Below are 15,232 nucleotides of genomic sequence, written 5' to 3'. Positions count from 1 at the left end.
TGGCCGATAACCACCCGCACATCTCTCCGTGCGGCATAGCGTCGAAGCAGACCGGACACCCCGCGTCGCGGCGCTACGTCGGAGAAGAGACCGTACTTCCTTCTACGTCACGCAACGGCGCGCGACAGGAGCCAGAGGACAATGCAGACCAAGCTGGACGAAGCCAAGGCCGAGCTGCTCGAGAGGGCCGCCCGGGTAGCTGAGAACAGTCCGGTCGGGGGGCACCTACCGACCGGGACGACGGACGAGGGCACCCCGGACCGGGAGACCGTGCTCGCGTTCCTCCAGCGCTACTACCTGCACACCGCCCCCGAAGACCTGACCGACCGCGACCCGGTGGACGTCTTCGGCGCCGCCTTCTCGCACTACCGGCTGGCCGAGACCCGTCCGCAGGGCACGGCGAACGTGCGCGTGCACACCCCGACCGTGGAGGAGAACGGCTGGACGTGCAGCCACTCCGTCGTCGAGGTCGTCACCGACGACATGCCCTTCCTCGTCGACTCCGTGACGAACGAGCTGTCGCGCCAGGGCCGCGGCATCCACGTCGTGATCCACCCGCAGTTCGTCGTCCGCCGCGACCTGACCGGCAGGCTCCTGGAGGTGCTGCCCGACGCGCCCGGCGGCGAGCTGCCGCACGACGCGCACGTCGAGTCCTGGATCCACGTCGAGATCGACCGTGAGACCGACCGCTCGGACCTCAAGCAGATCACCTCCGACCTGCTGCGCGTCCTGTCCGACGTCCGTGAGGCCGTCGAGGACTGGGAGAAGATGCGCGACTGCGCGCTGCGCATCGCCGAGGGCCTGCAGAAGGAGCCCGTCCCCGACGACTTGCCGCAGGCGCAGATCGAGGAGGCCGGCGAGCTGCTGCGCTGGCTGGCCGCCGACCACTTCACCTTCCTCGGCTACCGCGAGTACCAGCTGCGCGAGGACGACACGCTGGCCGCCGTCCCCGGCACCGGGCTCGGCATACTGCGAGCGGACCCCCACCACGCGGGCAAGGACCAGCACCCGGTCAGCCCGTCCTTCGAGCGCCTGCCCGCCGACGCCCGCGCCAAGGCGCGCGAGCACAAGCTGCTGGTCCTCACCAAGGCCAACAGCCGCGCCACCGTGCACCGGCCGTCGTACCTCGACTACGTCGGCGTGAAGAAGTTCGACGAGAACGGCAACGTGGTCGGCGAGCGCCGCTTCCTCGGCCTGTTCTCGTCCGCCGCCTACACCGAGTCCGTGCTGCGCGTGCCGGTCGTCCGGCGCAAGGTCGACGAGGTCCTCAAGGGCGCCGGGTTCTCGCCCAACAGCCACGACGGCCGGGACCTGCTCCAGATCATGGAGACCTATCCTCGCGACGAGCTGTTCCAGACCCCGGCCGACGAGCTGCGCTCCATCGTCACCTCCGTCCTGTACCTCCAGGAGCGCCGCCGGCTGAGGCTCTACCTGCGCCAGGACGAGTACGGGCGTTACTACTCGGCCCTCGTCTACCTGCCGCGCGACCGCTACACCACCGGCGTCCGGCTGCGCATCATCGACATCCTGAAGGAGGAGCTCGGCGGGACCAGCGTCGACTTCACCGCCTGGAACACCGAGTCGATCCTTTCCCGGCTGCACTTCGTGGTCCGCGTCCCGCAGGGCACCGAGCTGCCCCAGCTGTCCGACGCCGACAAGGAGCGCATCGAGGCCCGCCTGGTGGAGGCCGCCCGCTCCTGGACCGACGCCTTCAACGAGGCGCTGACCGCGGAGCTCGGCGAGGAGCGTGCCGCCGAGCTCCAGCGCCGCTACAGCAACGCCTTCCCCGAGGGCTACAAGGCCGACCACACGCCGCGCGCCGCGGTCGCCGACCTGGTCCACCTCGAACAGCTCACCGACGAGGAGGGCGGCAAGGACTTCGCGCTCAGCCTGTACGAGCCGGTCGGCGTCGGCCCCGGCGAGCGCCGCTTCAAGATCTACCGCCGGGGCGGGTCGGTCTCCCTGTCCGCCGTGCTCCCGGTGCTCCAGCGGATCGGCGTCGAGGTCATCGACGAGCGGCCGTACGAGCTGCGCTGCCAGGACCGTACGACCGCGTGGATCTACGACTTCGGTCTCCGGCTCCCCAAGGAGGTGGCCGGCAACGGCGACTACCTCGGCGACGACGGCCGCGAGCGGTTCCAGGACGCGTTCGCCGCGGTGTGGACCGGGCAGGCCGAGAACGACGGGTTCAACGCGCTGGTGCTGAGCGCCGGACTGACCTGGCGGCAGGCGATGGTGCTGCGCGCCTACGCCAAGTACCTGCGCCAGGCCGGTTCGACCTTCAGCCAGGACTACATGGAGGACACCCTCCGCAACAACGTCCACACCACCCGGCTGCTGGTCTCCCTGTTCGAGGCGCGGATGTCGCCGGAGCGGCAGCGGGCCGGCCTGGAGCTGACGGATGCCCTGCTGGAGGAGCTGGACGCGGCCCTCGACCAGGTCGCCTCGCTCGACGAGGACCGCATCCTGCGTTCCTTCCTCACCGTCATCAAGGCGACGCTGCGCACCAACTTCTTCCAGGAGGCGCCCGGCGGCAAGCCGCACGACTACGTCTCCATGAAGTTCGACCCGCAGGCCATCCCGGACCTGCCGGCGCCGCGCCCGGCCTACGAGATCTGGGTGTACTCGCCGCGCGTCGAGGGCGTGCACCTGCGCTTCGGCAAGGTCGCCCGTGGTGGTCTGCGCTGGTCCGACCGGCGTGAGGACTTCCGCACCGAGATCCTCGGCCTGGTCAAGGCGCAGATGGTGAAGAACACCGTCATCGTGCCGGTGGGCGCCAAGGGCGGGTTCGTCGCCAAGCAGCTGCCGGACCCCGCCAAGGACCGCGACGCCTGGCTCGCGGAGGGCATCCGCAGCTACCGGACGTTCATCTCGGCGCTGCTCGACATCACCGACAACATGGTGGCCGGGGAGGTCGTGCCGCCGGTGGACGTGGTGCGGCACGACGGCGACGACACCTACCTGGTGGTCGCGGCCGACAAGGGCACCGCGACGTTCTCCGACATCGCCAACGAGGTCGCCCAGAAGTACAACTTCTGGCTCGGTGACGCCTTCGCCTCCGGCGGCTCGGCGGGCTACGACCACAAGAAGATGGGCATCACCGCCCGCGGCGCCTGGGAGTCCGTCAAGCGGCACTTCCGGGAGCTGGACCTGGACACCCAGTCCGAGGACTTCACGGTCGTCGGCATCGGTGACATGTCCGGTGACGTGTTCGGCAACGGCATGCTGCTGAGCGAGCACATCCGCCTGGTCGCGGCCTTCGACCACCGGCACATCTTCATCGACCCGAACCCGGACGCGGCGACCTCCTACGCCGAGCGCCGCCGCCTGTTCGAGCTGCCGCGCTCCTCCTGGGCCGACTACGACACCGAGCTGCTGTCGCCGGGCGGCGGCGTGTTCCCGCGCACGGCCAAGGCGATCCAGATCAACGCGCACATCCGCGAGGCGCTCGGCATCGAGGGCAAGGTCACCAAGATGACCCCGGCCGACCTGATGCGGGCGATCCTCAAGGCCCCGGTCGACCTGCTGTGGAACGGCGGCATCGGCACCTACGTCAAGGCTTCCACGGAGTCGAACGCGGACGTCGGCGACAAGGCCAACGACGCGATCCGCGTGGACGGCAAGGACCTGCGGGTCAAGGTCGTCGGCGAGGGCGGCAACCTGGGCCTGACCCAGCTCGGCCGGATCGAGTTCGCCCAGCACGGCGGCAAGATCAACACCGACGCGATCGACAACAGCGCGGGCGTGGACACCTCCGACCACGAGGTGAACATCAAGATCCTGCTCAACTCGGTCGTCGTGAACGGCGACCTGACGGTCAAGCAGCGCAACCAGCTGCTCGCCGAGATGACCGACGAGGTCGGCGCCCTGGTGCTGCGCAACAACTACGCGCAGAACGTGGCGATCGCCAACGCCCTGTTCCAGTCCAAGGACATGCTGCACGCGCAGCAGCGCTTCATCCGCTACCTGGTGCGCGAGGGCCACCTCGACCGGGCGCTGGAGTTCCTGCCCACCGACCGGCAGATCCGCGAGCGCCTCGCCGCCGGACAGGGCCTGACCGGCCCGGAGACGGCCGTCCTGCTGGCGTACACGAAGATCACGGTCGCTCGGGAGCTGCTGGACACGCCGCTGCCCGACGACCCGTACCTGCGCGGCCTGCTGCACGCCTACTTCCCGACCGCGCTGCGCGAGAAGTTCGCCGAGCAGATCGACAACCACGCACTGCGCCGCGAGATCGTGACGACCGTCCTGGTCAACGACACGGTCAACACGGGCGGTACGACGTACCTGCACCGTATGCGCGAGGAGACCGGCGCCTCGCTGGAGGAGATCGTCCGGGCGCAGACCGCGGCCCGCGCGATCTTCCGCTCCGCGCCGGTGTGGGACGCGGTCGAGGCGCTGGACACCCAGGTCGACGCCGCCGTGCAGACCCGTATCCGGCTGCACTCCCGCCGGCTGGTCGAGCGCGGCACGCGCTGGCTGCTCAACAACCGGCCGCAGCCGCTGCAGCTCACCGAGACCGTCGCGTTCTTCGCCGAGCGCGTCGAGCAGGTCTGGAGCGAACTGCCGAAGCTGCTGCGCGGCGCGGACCTGGAGTGGTGGCAGAAGATCTACGACGAACTGACCGGCGCCGGCGTCCCGGACGAGCTCGCCACGCGTGTGGCCGGCTTCTCCTCCGCCTTCCCGGCGCTCGACATCGTCTCGGTGGCCGACCGCATGGGCAAGGACCCCATGGACGTCGCCGAGGTCTACTACGACCTCGCCGACCGACTCAGGATCACCCAGCTCATGGACCGCATCATCGAACTGCCGCGCGCCGACCGGTGGCAGTCCATGGCCCGCGCCGCGATCCGCGAGGACCTGTACGCGGCCCACGCGGCGCTGACGGCCGAGGTCCTGGCGGCGGGCAACGGCACCTCGACCCCCGAGCAGCGCTTCAAGGCCTGGCAGGAGAAGAACGCGCCGATCCTCGCCCGGGCGCGTACGACGCTGGACGAGATCTCCAACTCGGACTCGTTCGACCTCGCGAACCTGTCGGTGGCGATGCGCACGATGCGGACCCTGCTGAGGACGCACAGCTAGGACCGGTACGACGATGGGGGCGCCCTTCGCTGAGGGGCGCCCCCATTTGGGTATCCCGGAATCCTGCCCACACTCGCTCGTCCGCTAACGTAGTCTGACGCTTTCTTGCCAAGACCTAGGGGAATCCACCCCTTCGTTTTACTCGCCCCTGTTAGACGGGACGTTCGGAATAGGTTTGGCGTGATCGTCGGACGAGTGGAGGACCCGTACCCGTGTCTGTGAACCTCACCGAGCAGCGGCCCCAGGTCGCTCGCCCGGTTGCCGAGACCGTCTCTGCCGCCCCCGTCCCGGCGCTTTCCCGGGTCCGGCGGCTGGCGGCCGAGGTGATCAAGTTCGGGGTCGTCGGCGGCAGCGGTGTCGCGGTCAACATCCTCGTCTTCAACGCCCTCCTGCACGGCCTGGCGTGGTGGCCGACGCCGGCGACGGTGCTCGCCAGCGTCATCGCCATGGGCACCAACTACGTCGGCTTCCGCTTCTTCGCCTACCGCGACCGGGCTTCGCGCACCCGGCAGCAGATCGTGCTGTTCTTCGTCTTCAGCGGGGTCGGCGTGGCGATGGAGACCATCCTGTTCTACGCCGGCTTCCACGGCCTCGGCATGAACGGGCCGATCGGCTCCAACGTGGCGAAGGCGCTGTCGATCGTGCTGGCGTCGGCGTTCCGCTTCCTGGTGTACCGGACCTGGGTGTTCCAGCACGGTGCTGCGAAGCGGGGCACCGGAGCGCGATGAGCGTCGCAGCGCAGGGGACCGGAGGGACCGACGAGGCCCGAGACCGGGCCGACGGCAAGCGGCTCGGGCGGCCCTGGGGCCCGCTCGCGGCCGTGAGGACGCCGAACGGCACGGTCGGCGTGGCGCTGTGGGCGGTGGTGGCACTGCTCGTGGTGCTGATGCTGCTCGTCATCGTGCGGCTGCCGTGGGTCGGTGACCTCGGCATGCACGCGGCGACCGTGGAACGGCTGCGGCACCGGCTGCTGGATCCCGGCAATCCACTGGTCGACGAGAAGACGCCGAGCCCGTACTACTCGCCGTGGATGCTCTTCCTCGGCGTCGTGGCCCGGGTGACCGGGCTGTCCGTCTGGGTGGTCCTGCGCATCGGTGCGCTGATCAGCCTGACGCTGCTGGTGACGGGCGTGTGGCGGTACGTCCGCACGCTGAGCCGGCACCGTCTCGCCCCGCCGCTCGCGCTGCTGTGCCTGGTGCTGCTGTGGGGCACGCAGGTCTTCAACTGGAGCGGTTTCATCGGGCTGAACTCGCTGGCGCTGACGGTGGCGTACCCGAGCGTGTTCGCACTGGGGCTGACCTTCCACTTCTGGGCGCTGCTGACGCGGATGCCGAAGAGCGAGGGCGGCCGGGGCGGTTGGGTGGCGTTCCTCGGTCTTGGCGCGCTGTGGGCGGTGATCCTGCTCAGCCACCAGTTCACCGGCGTGGTCGCGACACTGGGCGCGCTGGCGACGGTGATCGGGGCGCGGGCCGGACTCAGGACGTGGCTGCGTCTTGGCGCCGGGCTGGTCCTGGGCGCCGTGATCCTCGCGCTGTGGCCGTACTACGACTTCTTCGCCCTGTTCGGGGTGGGCGGCCTCGAGGAGATCCACCGTCCGCTCTACGAGCACCTGTTCCCGCGGTTCTGCCTGGTGCTGCTCGGGGTGGTGGCGCTCGGGGTACGGGCGCGGCGGGACCGTCTGGACCCCCTGGTGCTGTTCTTCGCCCTGGGCGTCCTGGTGTTCGGCCTGGGCGGCCTGACCGGTCACTACTCCTGGGGGCGGGCGCTGCCGGCGGTGCTCATCCCGGCGCAGCTGGCGGCGGCCGTGGAGGTCGCCGGGGCGGCGCGGGGCGCACTGCGGAACGTGGCGGCCGGGGTGCTGGCCGTGGCGCTGGCCGTGGGGGCGTGGACGCAGATCCAGACGGTCGGGTACGTGACGGGGCGGAGCGCGCTGCCCGGGGCCGTCGCGGAGAGGTACCGGGACCCCTGGGTGGGATACCACTGGATCACGCCGTGGGTGAGATACGGGGACGTGGTGATGGCCAAGACGAACCCCGCACGGCAGATCCCGGCGTACGGGGCCTACACGGTGGCGCCGGGCTACCCGGACTTCTTCCTGCCGGACGAGGCGCGGCGGGACGCGGCGGTACGGACGTACTTCGCGGCCGGGTCCTCGCGCGCCGAGCGGCTGGGGGTGCTGCGGAAGTACGGGGTGCGGTGGGTGGTCCAGCGGCGGTCGGACGGGGGTCTGCCGGCGGGGGACGGGGCGCTGCGAAAGGTGGCCTCGGGGCCTGGGGGACAGGTCCTGTACGAGGTGGCGGCCCGCTAGGGGGGTTCTCGCCCCCGCCGCCCTTACCCTTCCCCTCCCTGGGGGCTGCGCCCCCAGACCCCCCTTCGGCCTGAACGGCCTCGTCCTCAATCGCCGGACGGGCTGGTTGTGGCCGACCGGCGTTGAAAAGGCCCCTCCAGGGCCTAGCTCTGGAGGGGCCCAGCCCCTGGAGGACGCGACGGGCAGGGGCGGGGGGGGCGAGCAATCCCCGCTCGCCCCCGCCGCCCCGCACCCTTACCGCAATGCGCTCCGTACCAGCCGCGCAGCGCGCCGCACGCGCGGCCCCGCGACCCGTCGGACCACCGGACCGACCTTCGCCGTGACTCCCACCGGCCGCCAGCGCAGCTGCAGGCGTCCCGCCCCGCGGCCCTCCGGCTCCACGGTCACCTCGTGCGGCAGCGTGCCGACCTGCGTGGCCGTCAGTGCCGGGAACGTCAGCGGCGCCAGCAGTACGCCCGTGTTGAACAGGCCCTGCTGTTCCAGGCGCAGCATGGGATGGCGGATGCCCTGGAACCCCTGTACCGGCAGCTGCGCCGCCGCCAGGTCCACCCGCACCCGGCCCTCGAAGACACCGGGACGCACGGGGTCCAGGCGGAACGCCGTCACCAGGCGGCGCCGCCCCGGCGCGACCACGATGCTCGCCCGCTGCGGGCCCACGGGAAGTCGCAGGCCCGGGTCGTACGTCCGGATCGACAGGTTCACCGACGCACCCGGGCCCGGTTCGATCGACGTGATCTCATGCCGGAACAGCGCGCTCGGGAACGGCCGGTACTCCAACTCCAGGTCCGAGACGTCCAGTTCCCGCCGCGCCCACGAGGACGCCGGCAGCTGCGAGCCCCAGTACACCCCCGAGTCGTCCGTGGACGTCGCCCGGGGAGCCACCCCGTGGCCCAGCCCACGCGCCGCCTCCTGCGCCTCGGCCAGCCGCCGGTCGCGGATCAGCTGGATCACCACGCGTTCCACCCGCGGCAGCCGGGCGTAGGCGCTGGGAGCGAGCCCCTCCAGATACGGGGTCACGATCTCCGCGAAACCGGCCAGCCACTCCTCGTCGCGGTAGGGCAGGTCACCGGCGTACATCCGGAAGTCGTGCTTGAGGAACTTGTAGTCCTTGTGCTCGCGCAGCCCCTCGTGCCCGCTCTCCGTCAGGAACTCGTCGATCAGCTTCTGCACGTGGATGCGGTCGCTGACGTTCGACAGCTTGTGCCGCTGGTTGGAGATCGAGGCCGCCTCGGCCGCCACGTACGGCGCTATGTACCAGCGGTACACGTGCTCCGGGATGACCGTGAAGGACCGGGCCAGGCAGTACGCCTGCGCCGAGAAGAGCTGGTCCTCGTAGTGGATCCCCTCGGGGAAGCGCAGCTGGTGCCGGTCCAGGAACTCCCGCCGGTACATCTTGCTCGTCGACAGGTGCTCGAAGAGCAGTTCCGGCTCGGAGTCGATGCCTTCCACGGTGCGCCGCTCGGCGACGAGGTGCGCCATCCAGGTCGTGCGCCGTCCGGTGTCGACACGGACGCGCTGCACCGCGCCCATCGCGAAGTCCACTTCGCGTTCGCGGTGCGCCGCCAGCAGCAACTCGACCGCGTTCTCGGGCAGTTCGTCGTCGCTGTCGAGGAACATCAGATACGGGCCCCGGGCGATCTCCAGTGCCCGGTTGCGCGGTGCGCTGCACCCGCCGCTGTTCTCCGGCAGGCGCAGATAACGCACCCGCTCGTCCTGGGCGGCCAGCCGCCGCGCCACCGACGGCGTGTCGTCCGTCGAGTGGTCGTCGCTGATGATCACCTCGATGTTGGTGTGCGTCTGCCGCAGCAGCGACTCCACCGCGCGCGGAAGGCGTTCCGCGTCGTTGTAGACGATGACCGTGATCGTCACATCGGGGGTTCGGGACTCGGCGGTCACGGCCGTCGTCACGCGTTCGCCTCCTTGGGGGTCGGGGCCGGGGTGCGTTCGTCCACGGGGATCACCGGCGGCAGCGACTCCTCGCTCTGGCCCAGGAACACCCGGCGCACCACCCGTTCCGCGGCCCGCCCGTCGTCGAACTCGCAGAACCGGCGCCGGAAGGCGGCCAGCGACTTCAGCGCGGCCTCGTCCCGCCAGGCGTCCGTCTCGAACGCGGCCGCCAGTTCCTCCTGGCTGCGCGCCACCTGGCCCGGCGCCTCCGCCATCAGGTCGAAGTAGACGCCGCGCGTCTTCGCGTACGTCTCCCAGTCGTCGGCGTATATCACGATCGGGCGGTTCAGGTTGGCGTAGTCGAACATGATGGACGAGTAGTCCGTGACCAGCGCGTCCGCCGCCAGGCACAGGTCCTCGACGGGGTCGTACGACGACACGTCGATCACCCGTCCCGAGCGGCGCAGACCGGTCAGCGGGGAGGCCGCGCCGCCGTAGAAGTAGTGGCCGCGGACCAGCAGGACCGTGTCCTCGCCGAGCCGGTCGGCGAGGGAGGCGAGGTCGAGACGCGGGGTCCAGCCGGCCTCGTAGTCGCGGTGGGTGGGTGCGTACAGGATGGCCCGGCGGCCCGGGGCGATGCCCAGGCGCTGACGGATCCGGCGGATGTCCTCGGCCGTCGCCGAGTAGAAGACGTCGTTGCGCGGGTAGCCGTAGTCCAGCTTCGTGTACCGCGACGGGTACGCCCGCTCCCACATCCGGGTGGAGTGGCTGTTGGACGACAGGCTGTAGTCCCACTTGTCGATCCGGGCCAGCAGCGCGTCGAAGTCCAGGCCCTTGGAGGCGGCCGGGAAGTCCAGCTGGTCCAGGCCCATGCGCTTGAGCGGGGTGCCGTGGTGGGTCTGCAGGTGGATCGCGTCCGGGCGCTTGACCACCGAGTTGGGGAAGTTGACGTTGTTGACGAGGTACTTGGCCCGCGCCATCACGTCCCAGTAGCGGCGGGTGCCCGCGATGATGTGGTCGGTGCCCGGCGGCAGGAGCGCCGCCTTGGCGCGGGCGACCACCCACACCTGGTGGATGTGCGGGGCGAGCTCGGAGAGCTTCGCGGCGATCGCGGCCGGGTTGCAGGCCACGCCCCGGTCCCAGTACGCCGAGAAGACGGCCAGGTTCGGGTCGACGGGTTCGCTCAGCGCGCGCCGGTAGCGGTGGTCGCGCAGTTTCGCACCCACCTCGCGCTTGCCGGTGGCGACCACCGACTTCACCTCGCGCCGCTTCTGGTTGGCGGCCTGGAAGGCGCGGTAACGGGTGTAGGCGTTCTCCTCCAGGAGCTGGTGGCGGATGCCCTCGAAACCACCCGGGCGCTGGTGGTGCTCCGGCCGCCAGCGCACGGCGGCCCGGGACGCGCGGGCGAAGAACTCCCGCGCCACCTGGTCGGGCATCCTGCTGCGCGCGAACGTGCGCAGCAGGTCGCGGACCATGACGTCGTAGAGGACGGCGCGCGGCCCCTCGGGCGCACCCTGTTCGGCCAGGATCTGGTGCAGGCGCTCGTACCGCTCTATCACGGTGTACCGCTGGGTGGCGGTCACCGGCGGCAGGCTCTCCTCGCGCAGTTCCCTTATCTCGTACGCGGCGTGGTCGAGGGCGGCGATCCGGTCGGCCTGCAGGAGCACGGCGAGGGCGGTGTACGCCTCGTCATCACGGAAGTCATCGCCCGCGATGTCTGCAATGCCCTGGTTTCGCCAGAACTCGGCGCGTATGGCGCGGTTGCCCAGTACGGGGGTCAGCCGCAGCAGTTGCGGGAAGTCGGCGAGCGGGACGCCGCGGCGGCTCGCCCGGGCCAGGAACCGGTGGTCCTCGCTGGGCTCCCCCGAGGTCTGCCAGGTCGAGCGGACATGGTCCACGACCAGGACGTCGGCCGAGTCGCCGAGTTCCGCGGTGCGGTCGGCGACCGTGCGCACGGCGCCCACGGGCAGCCCGTCCTTGGCGTGCACGAAGTGCAGCCAGCGGCCGGTGGCCCGCTCGGCGCCCGCGGCCCGGGCCACGGCGTCGCTCGTGCCCTCGGGCAGCGGCAGCACCACCATCCGCGGGTCGTCGGCGGCGCGCCGCTCGGCCTCCTGCCGGGCCCAGTCGCCGACGGCCGCGATCACCACCTCGGCCTCGGCGAAGGGCCGGGTGGTGAGGGCGTCGAGAAGCTCGCCCAGGTGGCCTTGGGTCTCGGGGCCGTGAACGATCACGCTCAGCCCTGGTTGCACGTGGCCTCCCTGCTTTTCAGACGCCCACGGCGGCACTGCTGCTGATGGAACAACATGTATAAGGCGTATACGAGATAGGTAAGAGACACGTACGAGAGGCGAACAACAGCTCTCGTTTCGCGCCCTGGTGAAGGAGAATGCTACTTCGCCCTCGCGGGTTCCTTCTTCTGCGCGCCGGCCTGCCCCGCGGCGCCCGCGCCCTTCACCTTGTCGGCGCCGCCCGTGAACGCCTCGTACGCCTCGAGGACCTCCTCGGTCGGGCCGTCCATGCGCAGCACACCGCGCTCCAGCCACAGCACCCGGTCACAGGTGTCCCGGATGGACTTGTTGTTGTGACTGACCAGGAAGACGGTGCCCGCGTGCTGACGCAGCTCGCGGATGCGTTCCTCCGACCGCTTCTGGAAGGCGCGGTCACCGGTGGCGAGCGCCTCGTCGATCAGCAGCACGTCGTGGTCCTTGGCGGCGGCGATGGAGAAGCGCAGCCGGGCGGCCATGCCGGAGGAGTACGTGCGCATGGGAAGTGTGATGAAGTCGCCCTTCTCGTTGATGCCGGAGAAGTCGACGATGTCCTGGTAGCGCTCCTTGATCTGCTCCCGGGACATGCCCATGGCGAGACCGCCCAGGTAGACGTTGCGCTCGCCGGTCAGGTCGTTCATCAGGGCCGCGTTGACGCCGAGGAGGGACGGCTGGCCATTGGTGTAGATCTTGCCGTTCTCCACCGGGAGCAGCCCGGCGATGGCCTTGAGCAGCGTGGACTTGCCGGAACCGTTGGTCCCGATCAGGCCGATGGCCTCGCCCTTGTACGCGGTGAAGGACACGTTCTTCACCGCGTGGACCCGGCGCACGCCCGCCGCCTTCTCCGCCTGCTTGCGGCGCAGGATGCGGTTGAGCGCGGCGGTCGCGGAGCCACGGCCCGCGCCGGTGCCGTTCACGCGGTAGACGATGTCGACGCCGTCGCAGATGACGGTGGGGACCGGCTCGTCGTTCGGCCCGTCGTTCAGTCCGTCGTTCACGAGATCAGCCACGGCCGTACGTCTCCTCAGCCTTCCAGAAGTAGATGAAGCCGCCGACGCCGGCGAGCAGGGCCCAGCCCGTCGCGTACGCCCACACGTGGGTCGGGAGCTGGTGCGCCTTGAAGCTGTCGATCAGCGCGAAGCGCATGAGGTCGATGTAGACGGCCGCCGGGTTCGACTCCAGCAGCAGCTTCGCCCAGTGCGGCATGCCGCTGTGCTTCAGCGTCTTGTCGATGCTCCACATGACGCCCGAGACGTACATCCAGGTGCGCAGGATGAACGGCATCAGCTGCGCGATGTCCGGCGTCTTGGCGCCCATCCGGGCCACGATCATCGACACGCCGGCGTTGAACATGAACTGCAGGACCAGGACCGGGACCGCGAGGACCCAGGAGGCGGCCACGGGCACCCCGAAGCAGAGCAGGATCACGACCAGGGCGGCCATCGAGAACAGCAGCTGCTGGAGCTGCTGCAGCGCGAAGGAGATCGGCAGCGCCGCCCGCGGGAAGTGCAGGGCGCGCACCAGGCCGAGGTTGCCGGAGATCGCGCGGGTGCCCGCCATGATCGAGCTCTGTGTGAAGGTCCAGATGAACACGCCCGTGACCAGGAACGGGACGTAGTCCGGCACACCGTGCTTGGTGCCGAGCAGCACACCGAAGATGAAGTAGTACACGGCCGCGTTCAGCAGGGGCGTCATCACCTGCCAGACCTGGCCGAGCTTCGCCTCGCTGTACTGGGCGGTGAGCTTGGCGGTGGCGAAGGCCGTGATGAAGTGGCGGCGCGCCCACAGCTGGCGGACGTACTCCGGCAGGGAGGGGCGGGCACCGCTGACCGCGAGGCCGTACCGGGCGGCGAGCTGCGCCGGGGTCTCGGCCGGGTCGGTGGCCGTCGGGGGCGGTGTGTGGAGGACCTGGCTCACATCCGCTGCTTTCGCTCGGGGGGGTCGGGTGCACAACCGGTACCGAGTGTTCCGTCGCGTTACCCCCTCTGGTACCGCCGCCCTGCGTTTCTCACGTTTCTTGCCGGGGTCTTGCTCGGCTCTAGGGCTCTTGTACCGCTCTCGGGGGTCCGGACTGCCGTCCTTTACGTCGGAACGGGACCGTATCGTCGCAACGCGAGGGTAAGCCGATCCGACGTCGGAACGCAACCGTTTCGTCGTCACGCCCTATGCTGGTCCGCATGACGACGAACGCCGACACTGCCCAGGTGAAACGGCGCCGCAGGGCGCCCGCGGGTGCGGCCGTCCTGCGGGAGGACGTGACCGAAGCCATTCGCTCGGCGGTCTTCGAGGAGTTGGCGGCCGTCGGCTACGCCCGGATGTCCATCGAGGGCATCGCGCGCCGGGCCGGTGTCGGCAAGACGGCGGTGTACCGCCGGTGGCGCTCGAAACTGCACCTGGTCCTCGACCTGGTCTCGGCGATCGCGGTCCAGGGCCTGCCGGCCCCCGACACCGGCTCCCTCGAAGGTGACCTCCGTCTCCTCTACGAGGTCACGTCCCGGGCCCTGCGCCATCCGGTGGCGGGCCAGATCATCCCGGACCTCCAGGCGGAGGCGGCCCGCAACCCCGACATCGCCGAGGCCATGCAGAAGGCGCTGCGCGAGGGCCAGGAGAGCGTGGCGAGCGGCATCGTGGCGGCGGCGGTCGCCCGCGGCGAGATCGGCGGAACGATCGACACGGACCTGGCCCTGGACCTCATCTCGGGCCCGCTGTACTGGCGAGCGGTGGTGGTACGGGGCCCGAAGCTGCCGAAGGGGTACCTGGCCGGGTTGGCCCGGGCCACCGCGGGGGCGCTCAGGGCGTTGTGAGACGCGGTGTGCCGGATCGCGGGGCCGGCGTGACGGACCCGCACGGCGATCGGCGTTCGCGGGATCCGCGCCGACTCCGCCCGCGGCCACCGGGTACTTCGCAGGCCGGACGTGGGACGAACCCGCCCCTCACCGTCCGCCCCTCACCGTCCGCCCCTCACCGTCCGCCCCTCACCGTCCGCCTTCGGGTCCCGGGCGTCTCATCCGGTCTTCTCCGGTGCGCAGCCCCGCAGGATGAACGCGACCAGCTCCTCCAGGTCCTGTGCGCGCACCTCCGCCGGCAAGGAGTCGCTCGCCGCGAGTGAGGCGTAGCCGTGCAGGGTGGAGAAGACCCCGGTGCCCACGCTCTCCAGGGGGCCGTCGCGCACCTCTCCGCGGTGCTGTCCCTCGATGATCAGGCTCTCCATCTGCTCGATCCACCGCCGGGACGCGGCGCTCAGCTCCTCGGAGGCTTCGGGGGTGTGCTTGATCGCGTACATGAGGTCCAGCAACTCGGCGTTGGCGGTGGCGAACTCCACGTACGCATGGGCCCCGGCCCTCAGTCGTTCGGCGAACGACTCGCCCGTCTCCTTCAGGGCCGCCGTCATCGTCTGTGCGAGCCGGTGGAAACCGGCCAACGCCAGGGCGTCCAGCAGCGCCTGCTTGTCCTTGAAGTGGCGGCTCGGCGCGGCGTGGCTCACGCCGAGGTCGCGGGCGAGTTCGCGGAGGGACAGCGCGGCGGGCCCCTTCTCGCGGAGGGTCTCCTCGGCCCGGGTGAGCAGCGCGGCGCGGAGGTCTCCGTGGTGGTAGCGGCGGCGAGTGTGCATGCCGGTCAGTGTATCGGCCAAGTGGTTGCCGCCTACATTGTTGACATTGACAGCATTGTTGTCAGCGCCTACTTTGGCCCG

General features: G+C 70.4%; 9 protein-coding genes. 4 read left to right on the top strand and 5 right to left on the bottom strand.

Annotated elements, in window-relative coordinates; genetic code table 11:
• The first annotated feature begins 141 nt into the window (after positions 1-141).
• The 3 genes from ACFYZJ_RS34210 to ACFYZJ_RS34200 all read left to right on the top strand — a co-directional run bounded on the left by ACFYZJ_RS34210 (position 142) and on the right by ACFYZJ_RS34200 (position 7,390).
• Positions 142-5,082: an NAD-glutamate dehydrogenase gene (locus tag ACFYZJ_RS34210; RefSeq protein ID WP_388574799.1), complete on the top strand. Its 4,941-nt coding sequence runs from the start codon at positions 142-144 to the stop codon at positions 5,080-5,082.
• A 212-nt stretch (positions 5,083-5,294) separates the two neighbouring features.
• Entirely contained in the window at positions 5,295-5,810 is a 516-nt protein-coding gene (locus ACFYZJ_RS34205; RefSeq protein WP_388574796.1) for a GtrA family protein, read from the top strand.
• Positions 5,807-7,390 carry a hypothetical protein gene (locus ACFYZJ_RS34200; RefSeq protein ID WP_388574794.1) on the top strand — a complete coding sequence of 528 codons (1,584 nt, stop codon included), beginning with the start codon at positions 5,807-5,809 and terminating at the stop codon, positions 7,388-7,390. Before ACFYZJ_RS34205 ends, ACFYZJ_RS34200 begins: the two co-directional genes overlap by 4 nt.
• Positions 7,391-7,624: 234 nt before the next feature.
• On the opposite strand, the gene ACFYZJ_RS34195 is transcribed toward ACFYZJ_RS34200, so the two are convergent.
• The 4 genes from ACFYZJ_RS34195 to ACFYZJ_RS34180 form a co-directional block, all read right to left on the bottom strand.
• Complete coding sequence (locus tag ACFYZJ_RS34195) at positions 7,625-9,298, bottom strand: glycosyltransferase family 2 protein (RefSeq protein ID WP_388574792.1); 1,674 nt, start codon at positions 9,296-9,298, stop codon at positions 7,625-7,627.
• The gene (locus tag ACFYZJ_RS34190) at positions 9,295-11,526 is read right to left on the bottom strand and encodes a CDP-glycerol glycerophosphotransferase family protein (RefSeq protein WP_388574789.1); all 2,232 of its coding nucleotides are present in this window, start codon (positions 11,524-11,526) and stop codon (positions 9,295-9,297) included. Before ACFYZJ_RS34190 ends, ACFYZJ_RS34195 begins: the two co-directional genes overlap by 4 nt.
• A 140-nt stretch (positions 11,527-11,666) precedes the next feature.
• Entirely contained in the window at positions 11,667-12,551 is an 885-nt protein-coding gene (locus ACFYZJ_RS34185; protein WP_388574786.1) for an ABC transporter ATP-binding protein, read from the bottom strand.
• Positions 12,544-13,458: an ABC transporter permease gene (locus tag ACFYZJ_RS34180; protein WP_388574783.1), complete on the bottom strand. Its 915-nt coding sequence runs from the start codon at positions 13,456-13,458 to the stop codon at positions 12,544-12,546. The genes ACFYZJ_RS34185 and ACFYZJ_RS34180 overlap by 8 nt, the downstream gene beginning before the upstream one ends.
• 260 nt (positions 13,459-13,718) lie before the next feature.
• On the opposite strand from ACFYZJ_RS34180, the gene ACFYZJ_RS34175 reads away from it, so the two are divergent.
• Positions 13,719-14,345, top strand: coding sequence for a TetR/AcrR family transcriptional regulator (locus ACFYZJ_RS34175; protein ID WP_388574780.1), 627 nt, complete (start codon positions 13,719-13,721; stop codon positions 14,343-14,345).
• Between the two features lie 200 nt (positions 14,346-14,545).
• Here the strand turns inward: ACFYZJ_RS34175 and ACFYZJ_RS34170 are convergent, their stop codons facing one another.
• The gene (locus tag ACFYZJ_RS34170; protein ID WP_388574777.1) at positions 14,546-15,151 is read right to left on the bottom strand and encodes a TetR/AcrR family transcriptional regulator; all 606 of its coding nucleotides are present in this window, start codon (positions 15,149-15,151) and stop codon (positions 14,546-14,548) included.
• Between the last annotated feature and the right edge of the window lie 81 nt (positions 15,152-15,232).

It is taken from the genome of Streptomyces sp. NPDC001848, assembly GCF_042891915.1.
Taxonomy (GTDB): Bacteria; Actinomycetota; Actinomycetes; order Streptomycetales; family Streptomycetaceae; genus Streptomyces.
The sequence above is the reverse complement of the archived record's forward strand: the minus strand, read 5'-3'. Positions and strand labels throughout refer to the sequence as shown.

What these genes read in the sequence shown, in the direction of transcription:
- ACFYZJ_RS34210 (WP_388574799.1), top strand. Translation starts at nt 142, where the DNA reads ATGCAGACCAAGCTGGACGAAGCCAAGGCCGAGCTGCTCGAGAGGGCC.
- ACFYZJ_RS34200 (WP_388574794.1), top strand. Translation starts at nt 5,807, where the DNA reads ATGAGCGTCGCAGCGCAGGGGACCGGAGGGACCGACGAGGCCCGAGAC.
- ACFYZJ_RS34175 (WP_388574780.1), top strand. Translation starts at nt 13,719, where the DNA reads ATGACGACGAACGCCGACACTGCCCAGGTGAAACGGCGCCGCAGGGCG.
- ACFYZJ_RS34170 (WP_388574777.1), bottom strand. Translation starts at nt 15,151, where the DNA reads ATGCACACTCGCCGCCGCTACCACCACGGAGACCTCCGCGCCGCGCTG.